The organism is Streptomyces sp. NPDC104367 (assembly GCF_055583825.1).
On record NZ_JBVJND010000080.1, the window covers coordinates 1 to 4,129 of the forward strand.

Genomic DNA, 4,129 nt, shown 5'->3' on the forward strand with positions numbered 1-4,129 from the left:
ACACACCGCAACCCGGTCCTCGACCAACCGGTGAACCGTCGCCGTGTCCGGATACTCACCCCCCGTCGCGTTCACCCCCACCACCAACCGCTCCCGCTCGGCCGGCGTCAGCATCTCCAACGCCGAGAGGACGGTGTCCGGGTTGTCCACGACGGAGGCCAGCAGCGTCTCGACGTGGCCGGCCATCCGCTCGATCACCGCGTCGTCGAAGAGCGCCCGGTCGTAGACGAACTTGAACTCGAAGACGTGCCGGGCCGTGGCGACCAGGGTCAGCGGAAAGCCCGTGCGCTCCACCGCGTGCACGATCCTGCGGTCCATGCCCTGCGGCAGGTCGGACTCGCCGACCTCCACCGGGTAGTTCTCGAAGACCATGATCGACCGGAACAGCGGTTCGCCGCGCGGCACCTCGCTGAACTCGCGGACGTCCACCAGGTGGCAGTACTCCCACTGCCGCATGTCCAGCTGCTCGTCCTGCAACTCCCGCAGCCAGTCGGCCACCCGCGCCGTCCCGGTCACCCGGCCGCGCACCGGCAGCGTGTTGATGAACAGGCCGATCATCGAGTCGATGCCCGGCATCCCGATCGAGCGGCCGGAGTTGGTCGAGCCGAACACCACGTCCTCGTGGCCGCTGTACCGCGCCAGCAGCACCGACCACACACCCTGGAGCAGGGTGTTCATGGTGATCCGCTGGGAGCGGGCGTAGGCGCGGGCCCGCTCGAACAGCGACGGGTCGGAGAAGATCTCCAGTTCGCCGATGCCGCTCAGCCCGGTGTCGCGGTCCACGTGCAGGTCGGTCGGCTCGGTGACGCCCTCCAGATAGCGGGTCCAGAACGCCTTGGAGTCCGCCGGCCGGCGGGTGCCCAGCCACTCGATGTACCGGCGGTACGGCACCGGCTCCGGAAGGTGCGCCGGTGTGCCCTCCAGCCGTTCCCGGTAGATCGCGAACAGTTCCTTCTGGAGGAACTGGATGCTCCAGCCGTCCAGCAGGATGTGGTGGAACGACCAGACCAGCACCCGGCGTTCCTCCGTCATCCGCACCACCGCGATCCGTACCAGCGGTGCTCGTGACAGGTCGAACCCGCGGTCCCAGTCCTCGGAGAGGAACTCCCGCAGCCCCGCGTCCTGCTCGTCCGGGGTGCGGTCGCGCAGGTCGCTGACGGTGAAGGGCAGTTCGGCGGTGCGCTGCACCACCTGGAGCGGTTCGGACACGCCCTCCCACACGAACGCGCTGCGCAGGATGGTGTGCCGGTCGATCAGCCGCTGCCAGGCGTCGCGCAGGCAGCCCTCGTCCAGCGGGCCGGTGATCTCCTCGGCGACCTGCACGGTGTACGGGCGGGTGTCGGAGGTGTCCTCCAGCGAGTGGAAGAGCATGCCGAACTGGAGGGGGGAGAGTCCGTAGACGTCCTCGACGTTGTGAGACATCAGGCAAACCTCTTCAGGATCGCGGCCATGTCGGTGTCGCTGACACCGGTGACGGGGGTTCCTTCCTCGCCCGGCAGGCCGGGCGAGGCGGTGGTACGGGAGCTCTCGGCGACCAGGTCGCGCAGCGCGGCGGTCATCGCGGCGGCGAGCCGTTCGATCGTGGAGCGGTCGTGCAGCGCCTCGGAGTAGCCGAAGTGCACGGAGAACGTGTCGCCCTCGACGGCGGCGGTGACGTCCAGGACGCTCCAGCGGGTGCCGTCCGGGCTGATGCTGTCGCCCTGGGGTTCCCCGGAGCCGGCGTACCGGCCGATGCCGGGCAGTTGCTCGGTGAACTGACCCAGGTAGTTGAAGTTGACCTCGGGCGCCGGCTGGTCGCGCAGCGCGGCGGCCACGTCCGGGGCGCCGAGGTACCGCAGGATGCCGTAGCCCACGCCCTTGTCGGGGATGCGGTCGAGCTGCTCCTGGACGGAGCGCAGCACGGTCGCGGGTGCGGCCTGCGGGTCGATGCGCAGTGCCACGGGGAAGACGCTGGTGAACCAGCCCACCGTGCGTGACAGGTCCACGTCGGGGAACAGGTCCTCGCGGCCGTGGCCCTCCAGGCCGATCAGGCTGTGCGCCCGGCCCGTCCAGCCGTGCAGGGCCCGGGCCAGGGCGGTCAGCAGCGCGTCGTTGATGCGGGTGCCGAACGCGCGGGGCACGTCCCGCAGCAGCGCGGCGGTCTCACCGGCGGTCAGCGAGGCGCTGACCGCCCGCACGGTCGCCACCGTGTTGTCTCCCTCGCGGTCCCGCGGGAGCCGGCCGGAGGGCTTCGGTTCCGACCAGTAGACCGACTCGGCGCGGGCCCGCGCGGATTCCGCGTACTGGACGAGGCGTTCGGCCCAGGCCCTGAACGACGTGGTCTTCGGCGGCAGCGCGGGTTCCCGGCCGGCGGCCCTGGCCGCGTAGGCGGTGCCCAGGTCCTCCAGCAGCACCCGCCACGAGACGCTGTCCACGGCCATGTGGTGGACCACCACCAGCAGCCGCTGTCCTCGTCCGGCCCCCAGGTCCAGCAGAGCGCACCTCAGCAACGGGCCCTTGTTCAGGCTCAGGGAACGCTGCACCTCGTCGGCGATGCCCTGCGCCGCGGGCCACAGTGCCGCGTCGTCGGCCGCGGACAGGTCGTAGGTCTCCAGCAGGCCGGCGTCCCCGTCGTGCCCGTCGTGTTCGTCCAGGTACTGCGACCAGCCGTCCGTCGCGTCCGCGAACCGCAGCCGCAGCGCGTCGTGGTGCGCGGCGAGGTCCGTCAGCGCCCGGCGCAGCGGCTCGGGCTCCAGGTCGTCGGTGGCCAGCAGCTCCGCCTGGTTGAAGTGGTGGGCGTCCGGCCAGCCCTTCTCGGCGAACCAGTGCTGGATCGGGGTGAGCGGCACGTCACCGGTGACGACGCCCTGTTCGGCGTCGATCACGGCGGCCGACGGGGCCTGTGCGGCGATCTCCGCGATCGTCTGGTACTTGAAGATCATCCGGGGTGTCAGGCGGACCCCGGACCGCTTGGCCTTGGCGATCATCTGGATGCTGATGATCGAGTCGCCGCCCAGCTCGAAGAAGTTGTCGTGGATGCCGACGTTTTCCAGCCCCAGCACCTCGCCCCACACCGCGACCAGCGTCTCCTCGGCCGGGGTGCGCGGGGCGGCGTACGCGGAGGCCACGTCGCGCCGCTGGGTGTCCGGCAGCGGCAGCGCCTTGCGGTCGACCTTGCCGTTCGGGGTGAGTGGCATCGCCTCCAGTGCCACGTAGACGGCGGGGACCATGTAGTCCGGCAGGTCGCGCTGCAGGTGCGTGCGCAGCTCGGTGCCGGCCGGGGCGGCCGCTCCGTCGGCGGGCACCAGGTACGCCACGAGGCGCTTCTCGCCCGGCGTGTCCTCCCGGACGATCACCGCCGTGTGGCTGACGCCGGGGTGGGTGAGCAGGGTGTTCTCGATCTCGCCGAGTTCGATGCGGTAGCCGCGCAGTTTGACCTGGTTGTCGATGCGGCCGATGAACTCCATCTCGCCGTTCTCCCGCCAGCGCACCAGGTCGCCGGTGCGGTAGGCGCGGGCGCCGGGGACCGTGCTGAACGGATCGGGGACGAACCGCGCCTCGGTGAGTTCGGGACGGTTGAGGTAGCCGCGGGCGACGCAGATGCCGCCGAGCAGGCACTCGCCGGGGACGCCGACCGGCACCGGCCGGTCGTACCGGTCGACGACGTACGCCGTGGTGTTGGTGATCGGAACGCCGACGGAGGTGGTCTCGTACGCCGGGTCGACGGTCGTGGTCAGGCTCATCACGTTGGCGACGGAGCCCTCGGTGGCGCCGTACTCGTTGGAGATCACCGTCGCCCGCCGCCCGGTGCGGAACACCCGGTCGGCCAGGGTGGGCGACAGTTCCTCGCCGCCGGCGACGATCGTGGCGATGCCGTGCCGCGCTCCGGCCGCTTCCAACGTCGCCGTCAACACCTCCAGGTGGGAGGGGGTGGCCTTGAGGAAGCCGATGTCCATGCCCGTGGCCACCAGGTCGATGGCCGCGTCGAACGCGCTCTGCCCCTCCACGGGGACCGGAACCACCAGACGCTGCCCCTGGACCAGCGGCAGGAACAGCGACGTGATCGTCAGATCGAACGTCACCGAGGAGTACAGCAGCGTCCCCACCGCGTTCTCCCCGACCGGCGGATAGTTCACATCACACCAGTGCA

At 70.8% G+C, this 4,129-nt stretch carries 2 protein-coding genes; both read right to left on the reverse strand.

The features are described 5' to 3' along the window. The coding region (locus tag ACZ619_RS45625) for a condensation domain-containing protein (protein ID WP_469611945.1) at nt 1–1,422 on the reverse strand (1,422 nt) is incomplete at its 3' end. Then, nucleotides 1,422–4,129 (reverse strand): condensation domain-containing protein (locus ACZ619_RS45630; RefSeq protein ID WP_469611947.1); only part of this gene is annotated, 2,708 nt, incomplete at its 5' end. The genes ACZ619_RS45625 and ACZ619_RS45630, both read right to left, overlap by 1 nt.